This is a genomic window from Pseudomonas sp. Irchel s3f7 (assembly GCF_900187615.1).
Lineage (GTDB): Bacteria > Pseudomonadota > Gammaproteobacteria > Pseudomonadales > Pseudomonadaceae > Aquipseudomonas.
Genome location: NZ_FYDO01000026.1, coordinates 22,534 through 47,899 on the forward strand (window position 1 = coordinate 22,534; position 25,366 = coordinate 47,899).

The 25,366-nt window shown below is 59.2% G+C and carries 22 protein-coding genes; 9 read left to right on the forward strand and 13 right to left on the reverse strand.

The genetic code is table 11. The features are described 5' to 3' along the window. Nucleotides 1-148: 148 nt before the first annotated feature. The 3 genes from gltP to CKW19_RS21290 form a co-directional block, all read right to left on the reverse strand. On the reverse strand, nucleotides 149-1,480 hold the full coding sequence (gene gltP, locus CKW19_RS21280; protein ID WP_095059707.1) for a glutamate/aspartate:proton symporter GltP: 1,332 nt from the start codon (nucleotides 1,478-1,480) through the stop codon (nucleotides 149-151). An 811-nt stretch (nucleotides 1,481-2,291) separates the two neighbouring features. Further along, entirely contained in the window at nucleotides 2,292-2,456 is a 165-nt protein-coding gene (locus CKW19_RS21285; protein WP_020798027.1) for a DUF1328 domain-containing protein, read from the reverse strand. Between the two features lie 70 nt (nucleotides 2,457-2,526). Then, nucleotides 2,527-2,811, reverse strand: coding sequence for a hypothetical protein (locus CKW19_RS21290; RefSeq protein WP_095059708.1), 285 nt, complete (start codon nucleotides 2,809-2,811; stop codon nucleotides 2,527-2,529). Between the two features lie 436 nt (nucleotides 2,812-3,247). Between CKW19_RS21290 and algB the strand changes: the two genes are divergently transcribed. Together algB and CKW19_RS21300 are read left to right on the forward strand one after the other, a co-directional pair. Continuing rightward, nucleotides 3,248-4,594, forward strand: coding sequence for a sigma-54-dependent response regulator transcription factor AlgB (gene algB / locus CKW19_RS21295; RefSeq protein ID WP_095059709.1), 1,347 nt, complete (start codon nucleotides 3,248-3,250; stop codon nucleotides 4,592-4,594). Nucleotides 4,595-4,604: 10 nt separating this feature from the next. Further along, nucleotides 4,605-6,398 (forward strand): KinB sensor domain-containing domain, encoded by a 1,794-nt coding sequence (locus CKW19_RS21300; protein WP_095059710.1) that lies wholly within the window; start codon nucleotides 4,605-4,607, stop codon nucleotides 6,396-6,398. 7 nt (nucleotides 6,399-6,405) lie between these two features. Here CKW19_RS21300 and CKW19_RS21305 read toward each other — a convergent pair whose 3' ends face one another. The 7 genes from CKW19_RS21305 to CKW19_RS21340 form a co-directional block, all read right to left on the reverse strand. Continuing rightward, nucleotides 6,406-8,019 (reverse strand): EAL domain-containing protein, encoded by a 1,614-nt coding sequence (locus CKW19_RS21305; protein ID WP_095059711.1) that lies wholly within the window; start codon nucleotides 8,017-8,019, stop codon nucleotides 6,406-6,408. A gap of 75 nt (nucleotides 8,020-8,094) precedes the next feature. Further along, nucleotides 8,095-8,874, reverse strand: coding sequence for an N-acetylmuramoyl-L-alanine amidase (locus CKW19_RS21310; protein ID WP_095059712.1), 780 nt, complete (start codon nucleotides 8,872-8,874; stop codon nucleotides 8,095-8,097). A 103-nt stretch (nucleotides 8,875-8,977) separates the two neighbouring features. Beyond that, entirely contained in the window at nucleotides 8,978-10,942 is a 1,965-nt protein-coding gene (locus tag CKW19_RS21315; protein ID WP_095059713.1) for a diguanylate cyclase, read from the reverse strand. Beyond that, on the reverse strand, nucleotides 10,939-11,817 hold the full coding sequence (locus CKW19_RS21320) for an endonuclease/exonuclease/phosphatase family protein (protein ID WP_095059714.1): 879 nt from the start codon (nucleotides 11,815-11,817) through the stop codon (nucleotides 10,939-10,941). Before CKW19_RS21320 ends, CKW19_RS21315 begins: the two co-directional genes overlap by 4 nt. A gap of 14 nt (nucleotides 11,818-11,831) precedes the next feature. Then, the gene (locus CKW19_RS21325) at nucleotides 11,832-12,473 is read right to left on the reverse strand and encodes a thiol:disulfide interchange protein DsbA/DsbL (protein WP_095059715.1); all 642 of its coding nucleotides are present in this window, start codon (nucleotides 12,471-12,473) and stop codon (nucleotides 11,832-11,834) included. A gap of 198 nt (nucleotides 12,474-12,671) precedes the next feature. Then, nucleotides 12,672-13,301, reverse strand: a complete 630-nt coding sequence (locus tag CKW19_RS21335; protein ID WP_095059716.1) for a cytochrome c — start codon at nucleotides 13,299-13,301, stop codon at nucleotides 12,672-12,674. Nucleotides 13,302-13,347: 46 nt separating this feature from the next. Further along, nucleotides 13,348-13,638 carry a cytochrome c5 family protein gene (locus CKW19_RS21340; protein WP_095059717.1) on the reverse strand — a complete coding sequence of 97 codons (291 nt, stop codon included), beginning with the start codon at nucleotides 13,636-13,638 and terminating at the stop codon, nucleotides 13,348-13,350. A 191-nt stretch (nucleotides 13,639-13,829) separates the two neighbouring features. On the opposite strand from CKW19_RS21340, the gene yihA reads away from it, so the two are divergent. Beyond that, on the forward strand, nucleotides 13,830-14,474 hold the full coding sequence (gene yihA / locus CKW19_RS21345) for a ribosome biogenesis GTP-binding protein YihA/YsxC (protein ID WP_095059718.1): 645 nt from the start codon (nucleotides 13,830-13,832) through the stop codon (nucleotides 14,472-14,474). A 422-nt stretch (nucleotides 14,475-14,896) separates the two neighbouring features. On the opposite strand, the gene polA is transcribed toward yihA, so the two are convergent. Beyond that, on the reverse strand, nucleotides 14,897-17,704 hold the full coding sequence (gene polA, locus CKW19_RS21350; RefSeq protein ID WP_095059719.1) for a DNA polymerase I: 2,808 nt from the start codon (nucleotides 17,702-17,704) through the stop codon (nucleotides 14,897-14,899). Nucleotides 17,705-17,778: 74 nt separating this feature from the next. Between polA and CKW19_RS21355 the strand changes: the two genes are divergently transcribed. Beyond that, nucleotides 17,779-18,069 carry a DUF2782 domain-containing protein gene (locus tag CKW19_RS21355; protein WP_095059720.1) on the forward strand — a complete coding sequence of 97 codons (291 nt, stop codon included), beginning with the start codon at nucleotides 17,779-17,781 and terminating at the stop codon, nucleotides 18,067-18,069. Nucleotides 18,070-18,126: 57 nt separating this feature from the next. Beyond that, nucleotides 18,127-19,077: a homoserine kinase gene (locus tag CKW19_RS21360; RefSeq protein WP_095059721.1), complete on the forward strand. Its 951-nt coding sequence runs from the start codon at nucleotides 18,127-18,129 to the stop codon at nucleotides 19,075-19,077. Between the two features lie 171 nt (nucleotides 19,078-19,248). Here CKW19_RS21360 and CKW19_RS21365 read toward each other — a convergent pair whose 3' ends face one another. After that, the gene (locus CKW19_RS21365) at nucleotides 19,249-20,169 is read right to left on the reverse strand and encodes a zinc ABC transporter substrate-binding protein ZnuA (RefSeq protein ID WP_095059781.1); all 921 of its coding nucleotides are present in this window, start codon (nucleotides 20,167-20,169) and stop codon (nucleotides 19,249-19,251) included. Nucleotides 20,170-20,235: 66 nt separating this feature from the next. Here CKW19_RS21365 and zur point away from each other — a divergent pair, with 66 nt between their 5' ends. Genes zur through CKW19_RS21385 form a run of 4 tightly spaced genes read left to right on the forward strand, consistent with a single transcriptional unit; the run spans nucleotide 20,236 to nucleotide 23,038 of the window. Then, a complete protein-coding gene (gene zur / locus CKW19_RS21370) occupies nucleotides 20,236-20,718 on the forward strand; it encodes a zinc uptake transcriptional repressor Zur (protein WP_095059722.1) in 483 nt (160 codons plus the stop codon). Further along, nucleotides 20,718-21,503: a zinc ABC transporter ATP-binding protein ZnuC gene (znuC, locus tag CKW19_RS21375; RefSeq protein WP_007989407.1), complete on the forward strand. Its 786-nt coding sequence runs from the start codon at nucleotides 20,718-20,720 to the stop codon at nucleotides 21,501-21,503. Before zur ends, znuC begins: the two co-directional genes overlap by 1 nt. Continuing rightward, on the forward strand, nucleotides 21,496-22,284 hold the full coding sequence (znuB, locus tag CKW19_RS21380; protein WP_095059723.1) for a zinc ABC transporter permease subunit ZnuB: 789 nt from the start codon (nucleotides 21,496-21,498) through the stop codon (nucleotides 22,282-22,284). The genes znuC and znuB overlap by 8 nt, the downstream gene beginning before the upstream one ends. 37 nt (nucleotides 22,285-22,321) lie before the next feature. Next, nucleotides 22,322-23,038 carry a PA5502 family lipoprotein gene (locus CKW19_RS21385; RefSeq protein ID WP_095059724.1) on the forward strand — a complete coding sequence of 239 codons (717 nt, stop codon included), beginning with the start codon at nucleotides 22,322-22,324 and terminating at the stop codon, nucleotides 23,036-23,038. A gap of 96 nt (nucleotides 23,039-23,134) precedes the next feature. Here the strand turns inward: CKW19_RS21385 and katE are convergent, their stop codons facing one another. After that, nucleotides 23,135-25,273 carry a catalase HPII gene (gene katE / locus CKW19_RS21390; protein ID WP_095059725.1) on the reverse strand — a complete coding sequence of 713 codons (2,139 nt, stop codon included), beginning with the start codon at nucleotides 25,271-25,273 and terminating at the stop codon, nucleotides 23,135-23,137. Nucleotides 25,274-25,366: the final 93 nt, after the last annotated feature.

The window sequence follows — 25,366 nt, forward strand, 5'->3', positions numbered from 1 at the left end:
CCAGAAACGACAAACCCCGGATTTCTCCGGGGTTTGTCTATGCGCTACACATCTGTAGGAGCCGGCTTGCTGGCGATTGCTGCACCGCGGTGTATCTGTCACATCGCGTTATCGTTCATCGCCAGCAAGCCGGTTTCTACAGAGGGTGTCAGTTGCTGGAAACTTCACCAGCCGGCAGCTTTTCCTTGCTGCGCCAGTGTGGCAGGGAGTTCCAGTAGCGCTGGCCCTTGGCATCGTCGTACATGCCTTCCCAACGCGAGATAACCAGTACGGCCAGGGCGTTGCCGATCACGTTCAGTGCGGTACGCGCCATGTCCATGATGCGGTCGACACCGGCGATGAACGCCAGACCTTCCAGCGGAATACCAACGCTGCCCAGAGTTGCCAGCAGTACCACGAAGGACACGCCCGGTACGCCGGCGATGCCTTTGGAGGTGACCATCAGGGTCAGGACCAGCAGCAGTTGCTGGCCGACCGACAGGTCAATGCCGTACAGCTGAGCAATGAAGATCGCCGCGATGCTTTGATACAGGGTCGAACCGTCGAGGTTGAACGAGTAGCCGGTCGGTACCACGAAGCTGCAAATGGCTTTCGGTGCGCCGTAGGCTTCCATCTTCTCGATCACGCGCGGCAGCACGGTCTCGGAGGAAGCGGTGGAGTAGGCCAGCACCAGCTCATCCTTGAAGATGCGCATCAGCTTGATCACCGAGAAGCCGAACAGGCGTGCGATCAGGCCCAGCACCACGAAGGCGAAGAAGGCGATGGCGACGTAAACCAGGATCACCAGTTTCGCCAGCGGCAGCAGGGAAGCGAAACCGAAGTTGGCCACGGTTACCGCGATCAGTGCGAAGACGCCGATCGGGGCGTAGTTCATGATCATGTGGGTGACCTTGAACATGCTTTCCGACACGCCCTGGAACATCGTGACCAGCGGATCACGCAACTCTGGCTTGAGGCTCGACAGACCGAGACCGAACAACACGGAGAAGAAGATGATCGGCAGCATTTCGCCGCGGGTCATGGCCGCGAAGATGTTCGACGGGATCAGGTTGAGGATGGTCTCAATGAACGCGTGTTCATGCTGGACCTCCGCCGCCGTCGCCTGGTACTTGGAGATATCCACCGTTCCCAGCGTGCTCATGTCGATGCCGGCACCCGGATGGAACAGGTTGGCCATCAGCAGGCCTACGACGATGGCAATGGTGGTGACGACTTCAAAGTAGATGATGGTTTTGAGGCCGATGCTACCGAGTTTCTTCGCATCACCCACACCGGCAATGCCGACGATCAGCGAAGAGATCACGATCGGGATCACAATCATCTTGATCAGACGGATAAAGATATCGCCTGCCGGTTGCAGGACGTTGCTGATCCACCAGGCTTTTTCGGCACTGAAATGGTTGAGCAGCGCACCGATTGCAATCCCCAATACCAGACCGATGAGGATCTGCCAGGCGAGGCTAAGCTTTGCCTTCTTCATATCTTTACCCTTACTTCAGTTTGACTCGGACAGACGCATGGACTGGCCCGCTTGTGGCGAAACCGTCTGTGCATCTGCCCCCGTATAAGGAGCCCCGGAGCACTTGTTAATAGCTCTCTGGCAGGCGAAAAAAGGCGCAACTATTCCGATGCAAGGAAGCGACGTCTAATGCCGTAAACGCCTACCCCATGCCGAATCGGCATGAGGTTTTTTTACTGAAAGCGACGTCGCAATCGGTTCGAATACGACATTTCAGCAGGCATAAGCGCCGTGAACCGGTCATCACAGAGCAGGTTGGTTGTTTTTTGAGCAGGGCAGGATCGTGGTTTTTTCAGCAAAATCCCACGTGATGGCGAGAAAAATCACAGCAAAATAACGGTTATTTTTCTCGATATACGGTCACAGAGATTGCTGCGCAAATCATGTTTGTGAGCGCAGATGACCAACGGGGAGAGGAAAAACGAAGGAATGACGGTCTCAAGCGTATGTGTGATCAAGCCCTTCGCAAGTCCGTCGAGCCTGGGTCGGTCGGCGAACTTGCGACGCAGCTTTTCCTGACCCGGCCCTCGCGCAGGCACTCCCTGTACCCGTAGGTCACTCCGCCCCTGACACAGGCAGAACGTCCCGACCCCATGGTCATGCGCCGGCCTTCCTCAGGTGGCGCAGATGGAAAGAAGCGCGGCGGCCTCTTTCCTGTACAAATTCTGATCTTTCAACAAACCCTGCATACGCAGATCAGGCATGTCGGCAAGCCCTGGCACTACCGCCCAACAGCAGGGCGGCTGCCAGTGTTTTCGACAAACCGCTCATGTCAGCCGCGACCGCGACGGCTAAAGAAGAAGGAAGCAATGAACATCACCAGGAACACGACAAACAGAATCTTGGCGATACCCGTGGCGGTGCCCGCGATACCACCGAAGCCCAGTACGGCAGCGACAATGGCAATGATCAGGAATGTGATTGCCCAGCTCAACATGGTGATTCTCCTTACGCGTCTATTAAAGGTGCTGCGTTTCCCGGCGCATCAAAGGCGACAGGTGTATTGCCTAGAACACCCAACGCTCCTGGGGACGCATCTCGTCCACAGGCTGGGCCTGGTCGACGTCCATCATTCGCATCGGGGTGCTGTCGGCCTGGCTGCTGACAGCGCTGAATTGGGTTTGGGTCGGGTACTGAAACGTTGGGCGCGCCGCGTCTGGCTGCTGACTCTGCTCCCAGCGCACAAACTGCTGGCCGCCGATCAATGTGATCATCAGCGCCAGAGCAGCGAACAAGCCTTGCTGGAAATACAGCGGCGATAGGCGCAAGTGGGCGGCACGTTGACGGTTCATCCTGAAGCTCCTCCCAATCAAGTCGGGATTGACGGGCGTTTGTTCTTGAATGCCCTGGTTAATCAGACCATTGCACCCTGCATGCCAGATTTTTTTTAGAACAAAACACCTTTTAAATCAATACGTTATCAACTTAACGAAAATCACTTCAGGCGCATCCTGCACGATGCCGACCCTAGAACCGTGCGAATTGCACGATCCCAATCAAGGAAGTCGTAATTTTTTTGGAATTGCGAGGAGGGCGCAGATGTCAGAAATGGACGCAGGACGTTGTCTGAAACCGGGATTCTATTAAAAGACCCAAAGAATCAGGCTGCTAACTGATCATTGAGATGAGCGCTACCCTCTCTGTGCAGGAATGGCTCAGAATCAACCATGCAACTTGCCCGATTTTTCCGGGACTAAATTCAGACCATTCACTAAGGAGCGTAGGAAAATGGAATCAGCCACTGAGCATCAAGGCCGTATTCTGCTGGTGGACGATGAATCCGCCATCCTGCGTACTTTCCGATATTGCCTCGAAGACGAAGGCTACAGCGTGGCCACTGCCACCAGCGCCGCGCAGGCAGAGACGTTGCTGCAACGTCAGGTTTTCGATCTGTGCTTCCTCGATTTGCGCCTTGGCGAAGACAACGGGCTCGATGTGCTGGCGCAAATGCGCGTACAAGCGCCCTGGATGCGGGTCGTGATTGTCACGGCGCACTCGGCCGTCGACACGGCAGTGGACGCCATCCAGGCCGGTGCCGCCGACTATCTGGTCAAGCCATGCAGCCCTGATCAATTGCGACTGGCCACCGCCAAGCAATTGGAGGTGCGGCAACTGTCGGCGCGCCTGGAAGCCCTGGAAGGTGAGGTACGCAAACCCAAGGATGGTCTGGACTCCCACAGTCCGGCCATGAAGGTGGTTCTCGAAACCGCCCGACAGGTCGCCACCACCGACGCCAACATCCTGATTCTTGGCGAATCCGGCACCGGCAAGGGTGAGTTGTCTCAGGCCATCCACGGCTGGAGCAAGCGGGCGAAGAAATCCTGCGTCACGATCAATTGCCCGTCGCTGACGGCCGAACTCATGGAAAGCGAGCTCTTCGGCCATAGCCGTGGCGCATTCACCGGGGCGAGCGAAAGCACCCTGGGTCGCGTCAACCAGGCTGACGGTGGCACGTTGTTTCTTGACGAAATCGGTGATTTTCCACTGACGTTGCAGCCAAAGTTGCTGCGTTTCATCCAGGACAAGGAGTATGAACGCGTCGGCGACCCCGTGACCCGTCGCGCCGATGTGCGCATCCTCGCGGCCACCAACCTCAACCTTGAGGACATGGTGCGTGACGGCCGCTTCCGCGAAGACCTGCTCTATCGACTGAACGTCATTACTTTGCACCTGCCGCCGCTGCGCGAACGCCGCGAAGATATTCTCACCCTCGCCGATCGGTTCCTGGCGCGGTTCGTCAAAGAGTACGCACGACCGGCACGGGCCTTCAGCGATGAGGCGCGGGAAGCGCTGCTGAGCTACCGCTGGCCGGGCAACATCCGCGAGCTGCGCAATGTCGTCGAACGTGCGAGCATCATCTGCCCCCAGGAGCGCGTCGAGATCAACCACCTGGGCATGGCCGAAACCCCGGTCAACAATGCGCCACGTATCGGCGCGGCGCTGAGCCTGGACGAACTGGAAAAAGCCCACATCGGCGCAGTCCTGGCCACCGCCGACACGCTCGACCAAGCCGCCAAAACCCTGGGCATCGATGCTTCGACGCTGTACCGCAAACGCAAGCAGTACAACTTGTGAGCCACTGCCAATGAAACTGGCGATGAAGTTGAGGACACGGCTCTTCCTGAGCATTTCCGCACTCATCACCGCAGCCTTGTTCGGGCTGCTACTCGGGCTGGTCGGCGTGATGCAGATGGCGGCTAGCCAGGAATCGCTGATCCGCAACAATTTCGCCACTCTGGATCTGGGTCTCAAGCTACGTCAGACCCTGGGCGACCAACTGGTCATCCTGCTCAGCGACAAACCCGATCCAAATGCCTTCGAAGCCTCCAAGCAGCAATACTTCAGTTTGCTTGAAGAAGGTATCGCCCAAGAGCCACAAGACGAGAAAGGCAACGAGTACGGATTCAGAAAAGCCAAGGCGGATTACCAGAGCTTCATCCAGGCATATGAACTGTCCCCGAACACCACAAATGTCCTCGGCAGCCACAATGACCTCGCGGACAAGTTCAACGCACTGCGTAATGGCTTGATCGCCGAACACAAACGCGCGCTGGACGACATCAACCTCATCCAGCGACAGGCCCGTGAACGTGCACTTCTGGTGGCCGGGTTACTCGGGCTGGTGGGACTGGCAGTACTGATCATCGGCTTCGTCACCGCCCATGCCCTTGCTCGGCGATTCGGAGCGCCGATTGAAGCCTTGGTCCAGGCAGCGGATAACATCGGCCAAGGTAATTTCGACGTCACACTGCCGATCTCGTCCGCTGCGGAATTGAACCAACTGACCCGGCGTTTCGGGATCATGGCCGAAGCGCTGCGCGACCATCAGGCCACCAACGTCGACGAGCTTCTGGCAGGTCAGCAGCGTTTGCAGGCAGTCCTCGACAGTATCGACGACGGTCTACTGATGATCGACCGCCAGGGCAACCTGGAGCACCTCAACCCCGTGGCCCAACGCCAACTCGGCTGGGACTCTGACCGCTTGGGGCAGGGCTTGGGCACGGCATTGGAGCGCCCTGAACTCGATCCGCAGCTGCAACTGGTCCTGCGCGGCGGCACGCTGGAGCGAGCGCCGGACGATTTGAGCATCGAGGTCGACGGTGAAGCGCGCGTGTTGACCTACAGCCTGACCCCGGTCAGCCATACCCAGGGCCATATTCTCGGTGCCGTGATGGTGCTGCATGACGTAACGGAACAGCGGGCCTTCGAACGGGTACGCAGCGAGTTCGTGTTACGAGCGTCTCATGAGTTGCGAACACCGGTCACCGGCATGCACATGGCGTTCGGTCTGTTTCGCGAACGTGCGCACTTTGCCCCTGACTCCCGGGAGGCCGATCTGCTGGACACGGTCAACGAAGAGATGCAGCGCCTGATGCAACTGATCAACGACCTGCTGAACTTCTCCCGCTACCAGAACGGCTTGCAAAAACTCACCCTGACACCCTGTTCCATCGAGGATTTGCTGGAGCAGGCTCAAACACGCTTTGCCGAATCAGCCAGCGAAAAGGAAATCGACCTGCTGGTAGAAGTGCAGGGACCGTTGCCTTGGCTGCAAGCTGACCAGCTGCAATTGGACCGGGTACTCGATAACCTGATCGACAACGCGCTGCGCCACACCGGCTCGGGCGGGCGCATACGTCTGCAGGCCCGACGGCATGGCGATCGGGTGATCATCAGCGTTGAAGACAATGGCGAAGGCATTGCCTACGGCCAGCAAGGACGGATCTTTGAACCGTTCGTGCAGGTCGGGCGCAAGAAGGGCGGTGCCGGGCTCGGTCTGGCCCTGTGCAAGGAAATCGTGCAATTGCATGGCGGTCGGATGGGCGTCTATTCACGACCAGGACAGGGCACACAGTTCTACATGGCGCTGACCGTTTAGAGCGGCGTCAGGCTTCATCATCCAATCGTCGCACCGTGCGGCGGCGCCCTCGGGTGATCAGTTCAATGAACTGCACCGCGCTCAGGGCCTGGGCGAACAGCCAGCCCTGACCGAACTTCACGCCCTCGCTGCTGAGTAACGCAGCCTGGGCTTCATGTTCGATGCCCTCGGCAATCACCTTGAGGTGCAGTGACTGGGCCATGTGGATGATGTGCGGAGCCACACCACTGCTGGCGGCGTCATGGCCCAGGGCGTCGATAAACGCCTTGTCGATTTTCAGGCAGTCCACCGGCAAGGTTTGCAGGTAGGCGAGGCTGCAATAGCCGGTACCGAAATCATCGATCAACACCTGATGCCCGACATCCCGCAAGGCTTGCAGGTTTTCCCGGGCCACTACCACATCGATCAGGCCGCGCTCGGTGACCTCGAAGGCAATCTGCCGGGCCGCGACCCGATGCAGTGTCAGCAACCGCTCCATGACCTGGCCGATCCGCGGAACCATCACGTCACACGCCGCGAGATTGACCGAAATGTAGAGCTGAGGATTGGCGCGCAGCAGTTGCCCGAGTTGTTCAAGCAGGCGTTGCAGCACGAAGTCTGTCATCTGGCGAATTTGCCCGGTGTTCTCCGCCATTGGAATGAACAGATCGGGACTGGTCAGTGTGCCGTCCGGCCTGCGCCAACGCAGCAGGGCTTCAGCGCCCACACAGTTACGGCTATCGAGGTCGAAGATCGGTTGATACAACACCTGCAACTCGCCGCGTCGAATCGCGCCGGTCAGCTCGGCGTCCAGCGACTGTCGCTGACGCACCAGCAGAAACACCAGGAATCCCACGCACACACCCAACGCCAAACTGGCCGGCAACAACCACCACCAGACCGTCGGCACATGCATGCCGCTACGTGGACTGATCAACACCAATTGGTATTCCGGGTTGTCGGTGGGCATGCGGTAAATCAGGCGCGTCCCGGTAATTTGCAGCGCGTCTCGATTTTTCGGTGGCCAGCCTTTTTTCGGTGGCCAGGGCTGTGAGACCCCCAGCACCGGAATGGCCCGCGCGCCATCGTCCAGAACAACCAGCAGGCTGCTACCCGGCGACAGATCGACCATGTCGGTCAAATGCCCACGAGACGTCGCCACGCGAAAATTGCCGCGCCCGAGCATCAGCGCGGCACGGTTTTCGTCGGGTTCAGTCGTGGTATTGAGCCAGTAACTGTAGGTAGGGCCTTCGATGTCTGGCGGTCGAATCAGCGACAACCCTTCCTGACGCGGTCGATTTGAGCAGACACGCGAAGCATCCATGTAGGCTGCTTCGTAAACGAAACGGTAATTGAAACTGACCGCCTGCAAGGTCGCGATCATCTCATCGTCGCAGCCTCTTAACGGCTGGGCCTCAAGGTCGTCGAGACTTTCTCGCAACTGCCCGAAAAGTTGTTCCAGACGGGCGAGGAAACGTTCGCCCTGAGCGTTCATTTCCTCGCTCTCGTTTTGCTCAACCTGATGCAGTGCGACGAACAGACTGCCTGTCATCAACATGCCTGTGCTCAAGACAGCCGCCATCAACCCCAGAAACCAGGGGTGATAGAACCAACTTCGAAAGGTATCTCGAGCAGCAGCCATTGTGGAATTCCGGCGAATTACCAATGAGTTATAGCTGCTGATTGAGAAAGCGCCCGCACCGTCGGGCGGTCGTCATTATTTTGTCTGATTTAAGACCATCAACATCGCCGCCGTTTGCGCATCCGGCGTGCCGTCGAAACGGGCTGGCCGGAAACGCATCTGAAACGCTGCGATCACATGCCGTGTTGCAACATCCAGCTCACCGGTTTGTGGCGTGGAATAGCCTAATCGTGCCAATTGCGACTGAAACCAGCTGATGCTCGGCAATTGTGCGGCGAACTGCATTTGCTGGCGCGCCACGGCCTGTTCGTTCGGCCAGATGCCGATACCCTCGGCGGCGAGGCGCTTCCAGGGGAACAGCGGGCCCGGGTCCAGTTTGCGCAGCGGTGCGATGTCACTGTGACCGATGATGTAGCGAGGATTGATGGTGTAGCGCTTGCTGATGTCCTTGAGCAGCACGATCAAGGACTGAATCTGATCCTCGGTGTACGGATACCAGAGCCGGCCGGTCGGGGTGTCCTTGAAGCCCGGATTGACGATTTCGATGCCGATGGAGCTGGAGTTCAGCCAGGTCCTGCCGTCCCACTCGCTTTCACCGGCGTGCCAGGCACGCTGGCTTTCGTCCATCAGCTTGAAAATGGTGGCGCCCTTGTCATCACCGATCAGGTAATGACTGCTGACCTCGCCATGGGTCAGCAATTGCAGCGAACGCTCCATTGAGGCATTGGTGTAGTGCACCACCACGAACTGGATGCGGCTGTCGAAATTGGCAGACTTGTGACGGGTGTCGAATCGAGGGCCGCTGGCACAGCCGGCCAGCAGGATCAGAGACACGAAGAGGGCAAAATATTTCATGGCGAGAGGCTGTACGCAGGAGTCGATAATGCAACAGTGTAACGTACCGCCCTGAACACGGACGGCATTCACGCTGAATTAAACATAATGGAACAATAGGCGATCAGCCCGTTTCGACCCGATTACGACCTGCATTTTTCGCTCGATATAACGCCTGATCGGCCCTTTTAAGCGCCTGATCGCTTTGCTCGCCCGGGCGCAACGCTGTCATCCCCATGGAAATGGTGATGGTCACCGGCTCACCCTTGAAGTGAAACGGGCAGGCTTCGATGGAAGCACGGAGGTTTTCCAGCAGCTTCAGACCGGCCGCAGGCACCGTGGACGGCATCAGCAGGACAAACTCTTCACCACCGAACCGGGCAATGAAATCCGTTCCACGCAGCCGCTTGCGCAATACACCAGCAATGATTTTCAACACTTTGTCGCCAGCCAGGTGCCCGTAGTTATCGTTGATGCGCTTGAAATGATCGAGGTCGAACATGGCCAGCAACAACGTATTGCCATGTTGCTGCCACTGTTTGACTTCATCCTCCAGCCGCTCGCTCCACGCGGCCCGATTGGGCAGCCCGGTCAACGGATCGATCAAGGCTTTCTGGCGCTGCTCTTCTAGGTGCTCGCGGTAACCTTGGGCCTCCTGCTCCATATGGGCGACCCGTTCCGCCAGACTGTGCAGGCGTGCGGCGACCTCTTGCTCGCGTTCGTCGCGTTTTTTCTGGTGCTCGTCCATGGTGCCGAGCAGGCCTTCGAGGTGGTTTTCCAGGACGACTTTGAGATCGTCCAGATCCGCTGCTTCTTGCATGCGGCTCTGCAATCCGTCGACCTGTTCGCGGATCTGCGTGTCCATCTCGCGCGCAGCCGAACGGTTGTCGGCGTGACCGGCGCTGGCTGCCTGAAGGTTGCTCTGGAACGACTCAAGACGCTCGTTGAGTCGCTGCAGGTAGACTTCGAATTCGTGCTGGCCACTGTCGGTGATCGCCAGCATCAACGTCGCGAAATCGTCGAGAATCGGCAGTAACTCGTACCAGTTCAAACCGTTTTTCAGACGATCACGCATGGACTCGGCTTGCGGTCGATGGCGCTCGGGCAACGTCAGGTCATCCAGCAGGCCCAGCAGTGTGTCTTCAATATGGCTGGCCACCGAGCTGTAAGACGGCTCGGGGGAGTCTGGCAGGGCGTAAAGGATGTCGTGCTCGGATAACTCCGGATCGACCAGGGTGATTTCCACCGTGGTGGCCGGTGGAAGGTGCGCGTTTTCTGCCGATGCCTGGGTGATCAGTTCATCGGGGTTGATGGCCGACTCGGTAATTGCCCGCAGCGTCTCGGGGGCCTGTTGCTCCTGGGTTTCGCTTACTGGAGCAGGTTCGGGATGGCCCACAACAAGCGGCTGGACGATTGAATCGTCGGCCGGCACAAGTAATTCGGTAAGCCGGGGTTCGGGCGCCAGTGACTGTGGCTTCGACACCTCGACCAAAGGTTGCCGGGCCGTAGGTGGCTCGACGCTGACAGGCGCCGCAGGGGCATCCGGGGTGTTCGCTGCCTCCGCATCACGATGTCCAAACAACCGCTGCAACAGACCCGGTCGATCCTGCTCGGCCGGGTTCTCAAGCTGGCTCAGCGCTTTACCTTGCAGACCACTCAGCTCACTGAGCAACAATGGAATCTCACGCGCCTGACCCACTCGGGCATCCAGTTGTTTGGCAAAACTCTTGAGCGGCCGACTCACTTCCCGTGGCAACGGCAGTGTTTGCAACTGAGTGACCAGCGCGGTCAGGGCGGCGCTGGTCTGGTTGATCCGGGTTTCGCGGCGTTGCTCAGAGTCGAGCACGGCTTTTTCCAGACGCGGAATCAACGCCGCCAGGCCGGCGTCCATGTCATCGGTACGCACGACTTCGCGCATTTCCTTCATGCACTGGTCCACGGCGCGGTCGGTGCCTTCCGCCGCCAAGGTGCTGCGCACCAGCCCGCGCCGCAACAGGTCGAGTCGTGCATCCCAACGGCGTTCGAGTTTTTCCTGTTGTTCGATGCTTTTGAGGTACTTCTCTTTCCAGCGCTGTGTTTCGTCGCTCATTCAGGGGTTCCGCGAAGGGCAGGACTCAACGCGGGCAATGCATCGGCCGTGAGCGAACCCGGCAGACGAATCTCTACCGCGACCGGCAGGTGATCGGAAATGGGTTGGGCCAGCACCTCGACCTTTTCAAGGGTCAGGGTCGGACTCAAAAGAATATGGTCCAGGCAGCGCTGTGGGCGCCAGCTGGGGAACGTCGCTTCCAGCTGCGGGGCCAGCAGGCCGAGGTCACGCAATGGAGAGTTTTGCAGCAGGTCACTGGCATGGGTGTTCATGTCGCCCATCAGCACCTGGTGCTTATAGCCACCAATGAGCTCGCGGATATAAGCCAATTGCAGGCTTCGAGTACGCGCACCGAGCGCGAGATGCATCATGACCACCACCAGTGCCTCCGGACCTTCGCCGAAGCGCACCAGAATCGCTCCACGGCCTTTTGGCCCAGGCAATGGATGGTCCTCGATCGCCCACGGGCGCAAACGGCTGAGCACGCCATTGCTGTGCTGGCCGAGACGGCCGAGATTGCGATTGAGCTGTTGATACCAGTAGGGGAATGCGCCGAGCTGGGCCAGGTGTTCGACCTGATTGACGTAACCTGAACGCAGGCTGCCGCCATCGGCTTCCTGCAAGGCGACCAGATCGAAGTCGCCCAGCAGATTGCCGATCTTCTGCAGATTACCGGCGCGCCCGGTGTGGGGCAGCAGATGTTGCCAGCCCCGCGTCAGGTAGTGCCGATAGCGCTCGGTACTGATGCCGACCTGAATATTGAAACTGAGCAGGCGCAAACGACTGTCTGCGGGCAGGCCCGTCGACTCCAGATGGTGCTCGTTAACCCGCGGATCATGCAGGCCAACGATGCGTTCAGTACCCCAGCGGCGCATGGAAAACGATGCCCTTAGTTGGCGGCAGCCTTATTAGCCGCTCGCTCTTTGTCGATCAGTTTATCGGCCAGTTGCAAGGCTTGTTCGGCACCGCCGGCAGAGCCCACGTCGAAGCGATACTTGCCGTTGACGATCAAGGTTGGAACGCCGGTGATTTCATATTTTTTGGCCAGTTCAGTGGCTTTGGTGATTTGGCCTTTGATGGCGAAAGAATCGAAAGTCGCCAGGAATTTGTCCTTGTCGACGCCCTGGGTGGCCAGGAAATCGGCCATGTCATTCTTGTCGGTCAGCTTTTTGTGCTCTTTCTGAATCGCTTCGAACACCGCGGTATGGACCTTGTGCTCGACACCCATCGCTTCGAGGGTCAGGAACAGCTGGCCGTGTGCGTTCCAAGGGCCACCGAACATGGCAGGGATACGGACGAAATTCACGTCGGAAGGCAGCTTCTCGACCCATGGATTGATCACCGGCTCGAAAGCGTAGCAATGCGGGCAGCCGTACCAGAACAGCTCAACCACTTCGATCTTGCCAGGCACGGCAACCGGAACCGGATTGGTCAGTTCGACATAAGGGGCGGCTGGGGCTTCGGCGGCCTGGGCAGTCATGCCGAACAGGCTGGCAGCGGCAAAAACGGCGCTGATGATCAGATTACGCATGCTTTACTCCTGGACAATTTTATCGCCTCGCGCGACCTGTTCTCAGACAGATCGCGGCGGGCTCGAGTTCTGTAGTGTAGCGGCAGCGGCCACAAAAAAGGGCGGCCAAAGCCACCCTTTTTATACTTGCTGTGACGGATTAATCGAGCGTTAACGTTGCAAGAGATATGCAACCGCGTCACGCCCGATTCGTCGGTCTTAGTGCAGGCCCTGAATGTAGCTGGACACTGCGGCGATGTCTTCGTCGCTCAGGCGCTTGGCGATGGTCTGCATGGTTTTCGCATCGCCATCGTTGGTGCGACCGCCTTCTTCCTTGCGGAAATCAGTCAGTTGCTTGGCGACGTATTGAGCGTGCTGGCCACCCAGGTGCGGGAAACCGGCGGCAGCGTTGCCGGTGCCGTTTGGCGAGTGACAGCCGGTGCAGGATGGCAGGCCCTTGGCCATGTCGCCGCCACGGAACAGTGCTTCACCCCGTGCCACGATTTTCGGATCGGCGGCGCCGACGCTGCCTTTCTGGCTGGCGAAGTAAGCGGCGATGTCCGCCAGGTCCTGATCGCTCAGGTTGGTCAGCAGGCCGGTCATTTCCAGAACCGTGCGCTTGCCCGACTTGATGTCGTGCAGCTGCTTGGTCAGGTAGCGTTCGCCCTGACCCGCCAGTTTTGGAAAGTTTGGCGCCATGCTGTTGCCATCCGGTCCGTGGCAAGCGCCACATACGGCGGCTTTTGCCTGGCCTGCGGCGGCGTCACCGGGTTTTACTGGCTCACCTGCAGCATTGGCAATGCCGGAGATCCCCATGGTCAACAGCAGACTCACGATCAATTTGTTCATCAGCTAATCCAACTACGGCTAAGGGTTGAAGAGTTATGGACCGGGCTTACTCGCTCATCCAATGGATGATGGCTTGGTAATCCTCGGCACTGCAGTCCATGCACAAACCACGCGGCGGCATCGCCTTGAAACCCTGGGTCACGTGTTGCACCAGCGTCTCCATACCTTTCGCCAACCTCGGCGTCCAGGCTTCCTGATCGCCCTTGCGGGGCGCCGTTGGAAGCTGGCCGGAATGACAGGCACCACAAACACGGTTGTACACAGCTTCCGGATCCTGTGTAGCCTGAGCGCTGTAAAGCGGCATCAAGACACCGGCAGCTAGCAGCCATTTCGTCATAAAACGACCTTTTCAGGGTTGAGAGCGTGCTGCGTTCTAGTGCGCAATCAAGGTCTGTCGCTCTCGTGAACTTCATCCTACGCTGGGACAAAGCGCACACAAAATCTGCGGCATTATATACTGGCGTCACTGAAACGGAAGCGACACTGCTTGCCGCACCTATTCCTGGCGCCGCCCACATCGGAAATCCCATGCAACTCAAGAATCCCATCCTCGGTCTGTGCCAACAGTCCACCTTCATGCTCAGCGCCGCCAAAGTCGACCAATGTCCGGATGACGAAGGCTTTGAAGTCGCCTTCGCCGGGCGTTCCAACGCTGGCAAATCGAGTGCACTGAACACCCTGACCCACGCCAGCCTGGCGCGGACCTCGAAAACCCCGGGTCGCACGCAACTGTTGAATTTCTTCAAGCTAGACGATGAACGCCGTCTGGTCGACCTGCCGGGCTACGGTTATGCAAAAGTACCGATTCCGCTCAAGCAACACTGGCAGCGTCACCTGGAAGCCTATCTCGGCGGCCGCGAGAGTTTGAAGGGTCTGATTCTGATGATGGACATCCGCCATCCGATGACCGATTTCGACCTGCTGATGCTCGACTGGGCCGTGGCCGCGGGCATGCCGATGCACATTCTGCTGACCAAAGCGGACAAGCTGACCTACGGCGCCGCCAAGAACACGCTGCTCAAGGTTCAAGCGGAAATCCGCAAGGGCTGGGGCGATCTCGTGACCATTCAGCTGTTTTCGGCCCCCAAGCGCATGGGCCTGGAAGACGCCTACACTGTATTGGCAGGGTGGATGGAATTGGCGGACAAGGGCTCCGAAGCAGAAGCCGAATAAGCGAGAAAAACTGCCTGTGACGCACTCAGGCAGTTTTCTTCAGGCAAAAAAAACCCCGGACTTCTTATGGGGAGGGGGAAGTTCCGGGGTTCAAATTCTAGACCGCTAGGGCGGGGTCCAGATATCTGCCAACACTTAACACAACATAGGAGCTCGAAGGGCTTCACCAGCCATTCAGTAACTCTGAGTGCCTGAATCGAAGATTAGTTCAGATTTTTTTCGATTAGCTTTGGAATAACCCCAAGAACGCTTCGAACTAAGCAGCCCTCGCCCCCTCTGCCGCGGCATTTCGCCGCGCACAAACGATGATTTCTCTGTTGGAGCGAGCTTGCTCGCGATGGAGTGTCATCCAAGTCAATGTGGCTGATACACCTTCGCGAGCGGGCTCGCTCCTACAGGGGGCCGTGGCCTTTTCAGACGGGTTAGTGAGCCTCATCCCAGTTGTTTCCGACGCCGACTTCCACCAGCAGCGGAACATCGAGCTTCGCCGCTTCGCTCATGTGCACGCGAATTTCTTCGCGGACCTGATCGACCAGATCCTCACGCACCTCAAGCACCAGTTCATCGTGCACCTGCAGGATGACTTTGGCGTCCAGGCCCGAGGCTGTCAGCCAGTCATCCACCGCGACCATGGCTTTCTTGATGATGTCTGCAGCGGTGCCCTGCATCGGCGCGTTGATCGCCGTGCGCTCAGCGGCAGCGCGTTCTTGCGGCTTGTTGGAGTTGATGTCCGGCAGGTACAGGCGCCGTCCAAAGAACGTCTCCACGAAACCTTGCTCGGCCGCTTGGGCACGAGTGCGATCCATGTACTGGCGAACGCCGGGATAACGGGCGAAGTACGTATCGATGTAAGCCTTGGCGGTCTTGGTGTCGACGCCAATGTCCTTGCCGAGCTTCTGCGCACCCATGCCGTAGATCAGGCCGAAGTTGATCGCCTTGGCGCTGCGGCGCTGGTCGGAGGTCACGTTCGCCAGGTCGTCCACCTTGAAGACCTCGGCGGCGGTCGCGGTATGCACGTCCAGATTGTGGCGGAAGGCGTTCATCAACCCTTCATCTTTGGACAGGTGCGCCATGATCCGCAGTTCGATCTGCGAATAGTCCGCTGCGAGTAATTTGTAACCGGTCGGTGCCACGAAAGCCTGACGAATGCGACGCCCTTCAGCCGTGCGCACCGGAATGTTCTGCAGGTTCGGATCGCTGGAGGACAGCCGGCCGGTGGACGCCACCGCCTGATGATACGACGTGTGAATCCGCCCGGTGCGCGGGTTGATCTGTTCCGGCAAGCGGTCGGTGTAGGTGCTTTTCAGCTTGCTCATGGAACGGTATTCCATCAGCACCTTAGGCAACCGGTAGTCGTCCTCGGCCAGTTTCGCCAGCACCTCTTCGGCGGTGGACGGCTGGCCCTTGGCGGTTTTCTTCAGCACCGGCAGACCGAGTTTTTCGTAGAGGATCACGCCCAGTTGCTTGGGCGATCCAAGGTTGAACTCTTCCCCGGCAATCTCGAAGGCTTCACGCTCCAGCGCGACCATCTTGTCACCCAACTCGATGCTTTGAATGCCGAGCAACGCGGCATCAACGAAAGCGCCTTGGCGCTCGATGCGCGCCAGCACCGGCACCAAGGGGATTTCGATGTCGGTCAGCACGCTGGCCAGGCTCGGGATGGCGCTGAGCTTTTCATGCAGGACCTGATGCAGACGCAAGGTGATGTCAGCGTCTTCGGCCGCATACGGACCGGCCTGTTCAAGAGCGATCTGGTCAAACGTCAGCTGCTTCACGCCTTTGCCGGCGATGTCCTGGAAACTCACCGTGGTGTGATCCAGGTATTTCAGCGCCAGGCTGTCCATGTCGTGGCGAGTCGCCGTCGAATTGAGGACGTAAGACTCGAGCATGGTGTCGAACGCAACGCCGCGCACGGTGATGCCGTTGGCTTGATCGCCGCCGATGGCGCAGTTGGCCAGGATGTTGATGTCGAACTTGGCGTGCTGACCCACTTTGAGCTTGTTCGGATCTTCCAGGATCGGCTTCAGCGCGCGCAGGACGGTGTCGCGATCCAGCTGCTGCGGTACGCCGATGTAGGAATGGGTCAACGGGATGTAGGCCGCTTCGTTGGCCTGCACCGCGAACGACAACCCCACCAGTTGCGCCTGCTGCGCATCAATGCCGGTGGTTTCGGTATCGAAGGCGAACAGCTTGGCGTTGTTCAGTTTTTCCAGCCAGACATCGAAACGCGCTTGATCGAGGATGGTTTCGTAAGCGGCTTCAGCAGCGACGATCGGTGCTTCGGCCTCGGGTTCGCTGAACAGGTCGACGGCCGGTGCAGGCTCGGCGGCAGCGCTCAGCTCCAGGCGTTTGGCGTCGCGATCAAGGTCGTTCAGCCAGCTTTTGAATTCCAGCAGGGTGTACAACTCGTAGAGTTTCGCCGGATCTTCCGGACCCATTTGCAGATCGTCGAGGCCAATGTCCAAAGGCACGTCGACCTTGATGGTCGCCAGTTGATAGGAGAGGAATGCCATCTCCTTGTGCTCTTCGAGTTTGGCCGGCAGGGTCTTGGCGCCACGGATCGGCAGGGTCGGGACGATGTCGAGCTGCGCATAGAGATCGGTCAGGCCACCATTCACGCCAACCAACAGGCCGGAAGCGGTCTTCGGACCGATGCCCGGAACGCCCGGGATGTTGTCGGACGAATCGCCCATGAGTGCCAGATAATCGATGATCTGCTCGGGAGCGACGCCGAATTTCTCCTTCACGCCTTCCACGTCCATGCTGCTACCGGTCATGGTGTTGACCAAGGTAATGTGGCCGTCGACCAGTTGCGCCATGTCCTTGTCGCCGGTCGAGATGATCACCGGGCGATCGGCGGCCGCGCTGCTGCGGGCCAGGGTGCCGATCACATCATCGGCCTCGACGCCTTCGACGCACAGTAACGGGAACCCGAGGGCGATCACGCTCTGGTGCAGCGGTTCGATCTGCACGCGCATGTCGTCGGGCATGCTCGGACGGTTGGCCTTGTATTCGGCGTACATTTCATCGCGAAAAGTCCCACCCTTGGCGTCGAACACCACGGCGAACGGACTGTCCGGATATTGCTTGCGCAGGCTCTTGAGCATGTTCAACACGCCCTTGACCGCGCCGGTCGGCAGGCCTTTGGAAGTGGTCAGCGGTGGCAGCGCGTGAAAGGCGCGGTACAGGTAAGAAGAACCGTCCACCAGGACGAGGGGGGCTTGGCTCATGAGCAGGATCAACCTTTTCGGCGGGTCCGGCGCTAGAATAGCGGGACCGTTGACGACAAAGGGACAAGGTTATCATGCGCACACTAAATCGCCTGTTGCTGGCTGGCTTGTTTGCAATTACACCATTGGCCGCCATGGCGGCGGACGATGCGCCATCGCCGGAACCGGAAGTCACGATCCGCACGGAAGGGGACAAGGTCATTCAGGAGTACCGCCAAAACGGTTTCCTGTATGCGATCAAGGTCACGCCGAAGGGTGCGCCACCGTATTTCCTGGTGCGCTCTGACGGGACGGATGCAAACTTCATCCGCTCGGATCAGCCAGATATGCTGATTCCCGCGTGGAAAATCTTTGAGTGGAAGTAGTTTCTTAATTTCAATCGGCGCTGGCCCAACAGCGGCGCCCGTACTGGCAGTTTAAACATGTCTGTGTTCACCCCCCTGGCTCGGCCCGAGCTGGAAGCTTTTCTCGCCCCTTATGGCCTCGGCCGCCTGCTTGATTTCCAGGGGATTGCCGCCGGTAGCGAAAACACCAATTTCTTTATCAGTCTGGAGCAGGGTGAATTCGTCCTGACCCTGATCGAGCGCGGCCCGGTTCAGGAGATGCCGTTCTTCATCGAACTGCTCGACGTACTGCATGACGCCGACCTGCCGGTGCCTTACGCGATCCGCACCACCGACGGCGTGGCCTTGCGTGAACTGGCCGGCAAGCCTGCGCTGTTGCAACCGCGCCTGGCCGGCAAGCACATCAAGCAAGCCAACGCGCAACATTGCACGCAGGTGGGCGAGCTGCTGGGACATCTGCACCTGGCGACCCAGAACAACATGATCAAGCGCAAAACCGATCGTGGCCTGGACTGGATGCTGGAGGAAGGCACGCAGTTTCTATCGCACGTTAATGCCGAGCAAAAAAATCTGCTGCAACGGGCGCTGGACGAAATCGCACAACAGAAAGAGAAAATTCTGGCGCTGCCACGCGCCAACATCCACGCCGACCTGTTCCGCGACAACACGATGTTCGAAGGTACGCACCTGACCGGGCTGATCGACTTCTATAACGCCTGCTCGGGGCCGATGCTCTACGACGTGGCGATTGCCTTGAACGACTGGTGTTCGGACGACGACGGTTTGATCGACGGACCGCGAGCGCGGGCCTTGTTGGGCGCTTATGCCGCGTTGCGTCCGTTCACGGCGGCCGAAGCCGAACTGTGGCCGACGATGTTGCGGGTGGCGTGTGTAAGGTTCTGGCTGTCACGCTTGATTGCGGCGGAGTCGTTCGCCGGTCAGGACGTGTTGATTCACGATCCGATGGAGTTCCAGTTGCGATTGGCGCAGCGGCAGACGGTCAATACACCGTTGCCTTTCGCCCTTTAAGGCAAAAGATCGCAGCCTTCGGCAGCTCACAGAGATATGCGTAACTCTGTAGACGCCGGCTTGCTGGCGATGGTCGTTAACGATAACGCGTAGGGCATGGTTAAACGCGGTGCCCTTGAGTCCATCGCCAGCAAGCCGGCTCCTACATGGGGCTGCAATCTTTTTATGGGGTTACAACGACTCCAGGCACCCCGCCAAATCATTCCCCAGCTTCTCCAGCAGCTGCTCATACCCCTGAGCAGTCGCAGGCGTGTACCCGCCCAGCGCATCCAGTTCCGCCAGTTTCACCGGCAGCCCCGCCACCAGTGTTTCAGCCAAACGCGGACGCAGCGGCGGTTCGCTGAACACGCAAGTCTTGCCGACTTCCTGCAAACGCGTGCGCATCGCCGCCACGTGCTGGGCACCGGGTTGTACTTCCGCAGCGACACTGAACACGCCCGCGTGCTTGAGGCCATAGGCGTCTTCGAAGTAGTCGAAGGCTTCGTGGAACACGAAGTAGGGTTTGCCTTCAATGCCGGCCAGACGTTTCTTCAGCCGAAGGTCGAGCGCATCGAGACGCTCATCGAACGCCTTGAGGTTGCTTTGATAGCGCGTGGCATTGGCAGGGTCGGCAGCGCTGAGGTCGGCAGCCATTTTACTGGCGATAACCCGGGCGTTGACCGGAGACAGCCACAAGTGCGCGTCCAGGCTGCCGGGACGGTGATCGTGGTCATGTTCGTCGGCTTCTTCGGGATGGGAGTGGTTATCTTCGGCGAAATGTCGGAGTTTCAGCCCAGGCAGGTCCTGCACGGCAATGCTCGGCAGCGTACGACCCTTCAGCACGCGGGGCAGGAAACCTTCCATGTCCGGGCCAATCCAGTACAGCAGATCCACCGACTGCACCTTGCGTACGTCGGACGGGCGCAAGGCATAGTTATGCGGCGATGCACCGGGTGGCAGCAAAACCTCTGGAATCGCCACACCGTCCTGCACTGCCGCGGCAATCAACTGCAACGGCTTGATGCTGGTAAGAACCTTGACCTCGGCTTGCGCCGTACCGATCAGCAGAAAACTTGCGATAAATGCGACAAAGATAGAAAAAAGTCGGGACACGATGACCACTCGAAGAGGCGAGAACGGGTAACATAATAACGTCTCTCACAAAACTCGTCGCCGCTCATGCCTAAAACACCGATTGCCAGCCGCCCCCACGACCACTCTCATTGCGTTCACAGCGCTTTGTCCGAGGCCGATGTCCTGTGCGCACGTCAGGGTCTGCGCCTGACCGCATTGCGCCGGCGGGTGCTGGAACTGGTGTGGCAAAGCCACAAGCCGCTGGGTGCGTACGACATTCTCGCGGTGCTCAGCGAGCAGGACGGCCGCCGCGCCGCGCCGCCAACCGTGTACCGCGCGCTGGATTTCCTGCTGGAAAACGGCCTGGTACACCGCATCGCCTCGCTCAACGCCTTCATCGGCTGCAATCATCCGGGGCACGCTCACCAGGGCCAGTTCCTGATTTGCCGTGTATGCCACGCCGCCATCGAACTCGAACAGAAGTCCATCAGCGACGCGATCATTACCAGCGCCAAAGATGTCGGGTTTGTCGTCGAAGGCCAGACCGTCGAAGTCGTCGGTCTCTGCTCGGGTTGCCAGGGGGCTTGATGAGCAACGCGCTGATTCGCCTGGAGCAGGTTGCCGTCACATTCGCCGGACAGCCCGTGCTGGATAACATCGAGCTGAGCGTCGAGCCGGGGCAGATCGTCACCCTGATCGGTCCGAACGGCGCCGGCAAGACCACACTGGTGCGCGCCGTGCTCGGCTTGTTGAAGCCCGACAGCGGCAGCGTCTGGCGCAAGCCGAAACTGCGCGTGGGCTACATGCCGCAAAAGCTTCACGTCGATCCGACGCTGCCGCTCTCGGTGCTGCGCTTCTTGCGTCTGGTGCCGGGTGTGGACCGTGCGATGGCATTGGCCGCGCTCAAGGAAGTCGGCGCCGAGCAGGTCATCGACAGCCCGGTGCAAAGCGTTTCCGGCGGTGAAATGCAGCGCGTGTTACTGGCCCGTGCCTTGTTGCGCGAGCCGGAATTACTGGTGCTCGATGAACCGGTGCAAGGCGTCGACGTGGCTGGACAGGCCGAACTCTATAGCTTGATCACCCGCCTGCGTGACCGCCACGGTTGCGGCGTGCTGATGGTTTCTCACGATCTGCACCTGGTGATGAGCACCACCGACCAGGTGGTCTGCCTGAATCGCCACGTCTGCTGCTCCGGCCATCCAGAGCAAGTCAGCGGCGATCCGGCTTTCGTCGAGCTGTTCGGAAAGAACGCACAAAGCCTGGCGATCTATCACCACCATCACGACCACGCCCACGATTTGCACGGCTCGGTGGTCAAGGCACCCGCGTCGGGCCAACCCCATGTTCACGGAGATAGCTGCAAGCATGGCTGATTTTCTGCTCTACGCCCTGCTTGCAGGTTTGGCTTTGGCCGTCGTCGCGGGACCGTTGGGGTCGTTCGTGGTCTGGCGGCGCATGGCCTATTTTGGCGACACGCTTTCTCACGCGGCGTTGCTGGGTGTGGCGCTGGGCTTTCTGCTGGATGTCAGCCCGACCGTCGCGGTCACCGTCGGCTGCTTGCTGTTGGCGATCCTGCTGGTGACATTACAACAGCGCCAACCGCTGGCGTCCGACACCCTTTTGGGAATTCTCGCACCGAGCACACTCTCTCTGGGCCTGGTGGTACTAAGCTTCATGCACGAAGTGCGGATCGACCTGATGGCCTATCTGTTCGGCGACCTGCTGGCGATCAGTCCGACCGACCTGGCCTGGATCCTCGGCGGCAGTGCAGCGGTGCTGGCGTTGCTGGTGACGCTGTGGCGCCCGTTGCTGGCGATCACCGTGCATGAAGAGTTGGCCAGGGTCGAAGGCTTGCCCGTGGCGGGGCTGCGCATGGCGCTGATGTTGCTGATCGCCGTGGTGATTGCCGTGGCGATGAAAATCGTCGGCGTATTGCTCATTACTTCGTTGCTGATCATTCCGGCGGCTGCGGCACAACGTCACGCCCGATCACCGGAACAGATGGCACTGGGCGCGAGCCTGCTGGGCATACTCGCCGTGTGTGGCGGGCTGGCACTGTCCTGGTTCAAGGACACCCCGGCCGGACCGTCAATTGTCGTGGCGGCCGCCGCGCTATTTCTGCTGAGTTTTGTTCTGCCCCGTCGAGGGGTGTAGACTTGCTCGTTTTTTGCGCAAATAGAGAGTCGCAGGAATGAAGTCGTTCGCCTCCCGTTATCTGCTCCTTGTCGCATTTTCTGTGCTACTGGGCGCCTGTCAAAGCACGCCACCGGCAGCCACCCAGGCCTCCGATGCGCGGGCCACGGCCATCGCGCAACTGGAACAAAGCCTGGCCAGCAGCGAGCTGGCCACCGCCGAAGATCAATTGGCAGCCTTGCAAGCTGAATCGCCCAACGATCAATCCCTTGAGCAGTACCAGCGGCAACTGGCCGAAGCCTATCTGCTGCGCAGCCAGATCGTGCTGCAAAAGGGCGATGTCAATGCAGCCGCCACCGCCCTGGCCCGTGCCCGCGCCTTGATGCCGAAGGCGCCAGCGCTAACCGGTGGCGTAAACGGTCCTATTGCTGAAGCCCGCAAAGCTGAACTGGAAAAAGCCGAAGCTGCCCTTAAAGCCGCTGAGGCAATGCCAAAAGCCAAAGTCATTGACCCAACCGCTGAAAGCACCACGGTTGCACTGAACATCAACGACATTGCCAAACTGCGTCGCCAAATGGATGCGATCGCCGCCGATGTGGTGAATTATCAGTGCGATGTCAGCATTCAGGCGCCGCGTACTGACGACTATCCATGGCTGGCGACCTTGCTGACCAAGCGCGTGACGAAGCTCGATCCGGAATTTGATCTGAAGCTTGAGCGGCAGATTTTGCGTAGCGTGCCGGCGCAGATGGTTTTGAGTCCGCGTAAGCCTTAACAGCATCGTCGGAACGCCGCCCGGAGCAAGCTCGCTCCTCCCCCCCTGTAGGAGCGAGCTTGCTCGCGATGGCGGCCTCTCTAGCTCCGTAGAGCTTCAGGCCGGAATCGCCTTGGCCTTCTCCTCCCGCTCCCACACCCGATGCTGCCCGATCGCGGCCAGAAACGGTTTGATCAGCTTCGCATCCACGCCCACGATCAACCCCGCATCAACCTCTAGCTTCAACACATCCAGCAACTGCTTCGCTTCGCCCTGCAGCGCAATGGCTTTCAGGTGTTTGTAGGCTTCAAGCAGGTAATGCAGCGCCACGCCGTCAGTACTCAACGCTTTGATCGACGCCGCGCCGCCGGGCACGAACACCGCATCGAAGGCTACCGAGGGCGAACCTTCCATCGAGGCATCGACCGCTAGGGTTTTGCCATCGGCAGTTTTCACTGGCGCCGAACTCGGACCTAACAGCTTCCCGTGCGCACCCTCGGCTTTCAGCGCTTTCTTCATCGCATCAATGGCCGCGCCATCGACACCGTTGGCCGCCAATATCGCCACCTTGCGGGTTTTGATGTTCTCCGGCAGCAGGTTCGCCTGACTCAGCGCCGGAGAGTGATCCAGCGAGATTTTCGGGACCTCGACAGTGCCCGCGGTCGGCGCTGGCAACCCCAGGTTCTGCGCCACGCGCTTGGCCAGCTCCAGATCAATGCTGGAGAGAATCTCATTCACTTCGCGGGCGCGGATCGTTTCCCGTTCGACCTTGCCCAGCTCGAAGCTGTAGGCAGAGATGATGTGCTCCTGTTCATGTTTGCTCATGCTGTGGAAAAACAGCCGTGCCTGGGAGAAATGGTCGCTGAACGACTCGCTGCGCTGGCGGATCTTGTTGGCGTCGATGCGTTCCGGATAGCTCTCGAAGCCGCCATCCTGAGCGGCGGGTGGCGTTTCCTTCGGCCAGCCACCATCGATGGAATTCGGCTCATAAGAGGCGCGCCCCTTGTCGATGGTGGTGCGGTGTTGCGCATCCCGCTGACCGTTGTGGAACGGCGCGACCGGACGATTGATCGGGATCTCATGAAAATTCGGCCCGCCGAGTCGGCTGATTTGCGTATCGGTGTAGGAAAACAACCGGCCTTGCAGCAATGGGTCGTTGGAGAAATCGATCCCCGGCACGATATGCCCAGGGCAGAAGGCGACCTGTTCGGTTTCGGCAAAGAAGTTGTCCGGGTTGCGGTTGAGCACCATTTTGCCCAGCGGTGTGATGGGCACAATTTCTTCGGGAATGAGTTTGGTCGGGTCGAGGAGGTCGAAATCGAAGGCGTGTTCGTTTTCTTCCTCCACCACCTGAACACCGAGTTCCCACTCCGGATAGTCACCGATCTCGATCGACTCCCAGAGATCACGGCGATGGTAGTCGGCGTCTTTTCCCGCAAGCTTCTGCGCCTCGTCCCACACCAGTGAGCAAGTGCCCGCCGTAGGGCGCCAGTGGAATTTGACGAAGCGCGACTTGCCCTCGGCATTGATCATGCGAAACGTGTGCACGCCGAAGCCCTGCATGCTGCGCAGGCTCTTGGGGATGGCCCGGTCGGACATCGCCCACATCACCATGTGCGCCGACTCCGGCACCAGCGAAACAAAGTCCCAGAACGTATCGTGGGCCGAGCCACCGGTAGGGATTTCGTTGTGCGGCTCGGGTTTTACCGCGTGCACGAAGTCGGGAAACTTGACGGCATCCTGGATAAAGAACACCGGCATGTTGTTTCCGACCAGGTCGAAATTGCCTTCGTCGGTGAAGAACTTCACCGCGAACCCTCTGACGTCCCGCACGGTATCGCCCGACCCACGTGGACCTTGCACCGTGGAAAAACGCACGAACACCGGGGTTTTCTGCGACGGGTCCTGTAGGAACCCGGCTTTGGTCAGCACCGAATGGTTTTCGTAACACTGGAAAAAACCATGGGCTCCGGTTCCGCGGGCGTGAACGATACGCTCGGGAATGCGCTCATGGTCAAAATGCGTGATCTTTTCACGCATGATGAAATCTTCCAGCAACGACGGCCCGCGCGCTCCGGCCTTCAGGCTGTTCTGGTTGTCCGCCACTTTCACGCCCTGATTGGTACGCAGGGCCTGTGCAGTGGCGTCGGAGCGGAAGGTTTCCAGGCTGTCGAGCTTGGCGTTGGTGTTGTTGCGGTCGGGGGTATCGGTCCCGGCCAGTGCGCTCTGGGTGGCGGCAGGCTTCTTGGTACTCATCAGGCGTGAACTCCTCGGGCGGTTTGCAGTGGCCTAAGTAGTGACTGGCGGGCATCTTTAGCCGTTCCTTTTTTCTGACCTTTGATCGCGTTA

What these genes read in the sequence shown, in the direction of transcription:
- yihA (WP_095059718.1), top strand. Translation starts at nt 13,830, where the DNA reads ATGCAACTCAAGAATCCCATCCTCGGTCTGTGCCAACAGTCCACCTTC.
- CKW19_RS21335 (WP_095059716.1), bottom strand. Translation starts at nt 13,301, where the DNA reads ATGAACAAATTGATCGTGAGTCTGCTGTTGACCATGGGGATCTCCGGC.
- CKW19_RS21305 (WP_095059711.1), bottom strand. Translation starts at nt 8,019, where the DNA reads ATGGCTGCTGCTCGAGATACCTTTCGAAGTTGGTTCTATCACCCCTGG.
- CKW19_RS21285 (WP_020798027.1), bottom strand. Translation starts at nt 2,456, where the DNA reads ATGTTGAGCTGGGCAATCACATTCCTGATCATTGCCATTGTCGCTGCC.
- CKW19_RS21320 (WP_095059714.1), bottom strand. Translation starts at nt 11,817, where the DNA reads ATGCGCCGCTGGGGTACTGAACGCATCGTTGGCCTGCATGATCCGCGG.
- polA (WP_095059719.1), bottom strand. Translation starts at nt 17,704, where the DNA reads ATGAGCCAAGCCCCCCTCGTCCTGGTGGACGGTTCTTCTTACCTGTAC.
- CKW19_RS21360 (WP_095059721.1), top strand. Translation starts at nt 18,127, where the DNA reads ATGTCTGTGTTCACCCCCCTGGCTCGGCCCGAGCTGGAAGCTTTTCTC.
- CKW19_RS21315 (WP_095059713.1), bottom strand. Translation starts at nt 10,942, where the DNA reads ATGAGCGACGAAACACAGCGCTGGAAAGAGAAGTACCTCAAAAGCATC.
- CKW19_RS21300 (WP_095059710.1), top strand. Translation starts at nt 4,605, where the DNA reads ATGAAACTGGCGATGAAGTTGAGGACACGGCTCTTCCTGAGCATTTCC.
- gltP (WP_095059707.1), bottom strand. Translation starts at nt 1,480, where the DNA reads ATGAAGAAGGCAAAGCTTAGCCTCGCCTGGCAGATCCTCATCGGTCTG.
- CKW19_RS21310 (WP_095059712.1), bottom strand. Translation starts at nt 8,874, where the DNA reads ATGAAATATTTTGCCCTCTTCGTGTCTCTGATCCTGCTGGCCGGCTGT.
- CKW19_RS21355 (WP_095059720.1), top strand. Translation starts at nt 17,779, where the DNA reads ATGCGCACACTAAATCGCCTGTTGCTGGCTGGCTTGTTTGCAATTACA.
- CKW19_RS21385 (WP_095059724.1), top strand. Translation starts at nt 22,322, where the DNA reads ATGAAGTCGTTCGCCTCCCGTTATCTGCTCCTTGTCGCATTTTCTGTG.
- katE (WP_095059725.1), bottom strand. Translation starts at nt 25,273, where the DNA reads ATGAGTACCAAGAAGCCTGCCGCCACCCAGAGCGCACTGGCCGGGACC.
- zur (WP_095059722.1), top strand. Translation starts at nt 20,236, where the DNA reads ATGCCTAAAACACCGATTGCCAGCCGCCCCCACGACCACTCTCATTGC.
- znuB (WP_095059723.1), top strand. Translation starts at nt 21,496, where the DNA reads ATGGCTGATTTTCTGCTCTACGCCCTGCTTGCAGGTTTGGCTTTGGCC.
- CKW19_RS21340 (WP_095059717.1), bottom strand. Translation starts at nt 13,638, where the DNA reads ATGACGAAATGGCTGCTAGCTGCCGGTGTCTTGATGCCGCTTTACAGC.
- CKW19_RS21290 (WP_095059708.1), bottom strand. Translation starts at nt 2,811, where the DNA reads ATGAACCGTCAACGTGCCGCCCACTTGCGCCTATCGCCGCTGTATTTC.
- algB (WP_095059709.1), top strand. Translation starts at nt 3,248, where the DNA reads ATGGAATCAGCCACTGAGCATCAAGGCCGTATTCTGCTGGTGGACGAT.
- znuC (WP_007989407.1), top strand. Translation starts at nt 20,718, where the DNA reads ATGAGCAACGCGCTGATTCGCCTGGAGCAGGTTGCCGTCACATTCGCC.
- CKW19_RS21325 (WP_095059715.1), bottom strand. Translation starts at nt 12,473, where the DNA reads ATGCGTAATCTGATCATCAGCGCCGTTTTTGCCGCTGCCAGCCTGTTC.